This window comes from Pseudomonas sp. S4_EA_1b (assembly GCF_016307435.1).
GTDB classification, from domain to species: Bacteria; Pseudomonadota; Gammaproteobacteria; order Pseudomonadales; family Pseudomonadaceae; genus Aquipseudomonas; species Aquipseudomonas rhodesiae.
The window spans coordinates 1-1,140 of sequence record NZ_JAEILC010000132.1 but is presented as its reverse complement, the minus strand read 5'-3'; the positions used below and the strand labels follow the sequence as shown (position 1 = coordinate 1,140).

The following is a 1,140-nucleotide window of genomic DNA, read 5'->3' as shown; positions in this document are numbered from 1 at the left end:
CAGGTAGTCGTCGAAGTCGCGGAACTGCCGCGAGCCCTTGACCCAGATGTCGCCGGAGCGCAGGGCGTTCTTCAGCTCGGACAGCGCGCAGATTTCGTAGAAGCGCCGGTCGAGGCCTTCCGGGGTGATCACCAGCGGCTTCCAGCGCGGCTTGATGAAGGCAGTGGGGGCATCGGCCGGCACCTTGCGCAGGTTGTCGGCGTTCATCTCGCGCAGGGTCTGCACGGCTGCCAGCACGCCTTGCGCGGCCGGGGCGGCGCGCAGCTCCAGTACCTCCAGCAGGGCCGGCGTGTAGCGGCGCAGGGTGGCGAAGTTCTCGCCGACCAGGTGCAGGTGGTCGAAGCCCTCCGGCCGGGCCAGCAGCTCGGCCTCACTGACGCTCTCGGTGAACTCGTCCCAGGGAATCACCGCCTCGATGGCGGCGTAGGGATCGCTGCCGCTTTCCTTTGCTTCCAGCAGCGCCTGGCCGATCTTGGAGTACAGGCGCACTTTGTCATTGATCGCCTTGCCCTGCTTCTGGAACTGCTGCTGATGCTTGTGTTTCGCGCCGCTGAACAGCTTGACCAGGATGCGGTCGTGCAGATCCACCAGCTCATCAATCACGGTTGCAGTGCTCTCCAGTACCACGGCGGCCAGGGTCGCATAACGTCGCTGCGGCTCGAACTTGCCAAGGTCTTTGGGCGTCATCTGCCCACCCTCGCGGGCCAGCTTGAGCAGGCGGTTCTGGTGGATGTGCCGGCCAAGGCCTTCGGGCAAGTCCACCAGCTGAAATGTCTTCAGCCGTTCGATGTGCTCAAGCATGTGCCGAGAGTTGGGTTTCAGCGGTGCCTGGCGCAGCCAGGTCAACCAGGTGATGCTGCTGCCGGCCTTGAGCTTCAGCAGTTCGTCCAGCTTGGCACGGTGCGAGTCCGTGAGTGGTTCGACCAGGGCGCGGTAGACCCGCCGATTAGCCCGCGCAATGGCCTCCGAGCAGGCCCGATCAATTACGCTCAGCGCCGGCAGGATGCGCCGCTTCTGCCGCAGGCTCTCCAGAGCCTGGCCGGCCAGCAGCAAGCCCTTGTCGGTCTGCTGGGCCAGTTCGGTCAGCTCGCGCACCAGGGCGCGGAAGTCGGACAGGCCGAACGGGGCCAGTTGCAGGTA

General features: G+C 65.5%; 1 protein-coding gene. It reads right to left on the bottom strand.

The features are described from left to right. On the bottom strand, positions 1–1,140 hold a 1,140-nt coding region (locus YA0848_RS31195; protein WP_198731489.1), incomplete at both ends, for a DUF4158 domain-containing protein.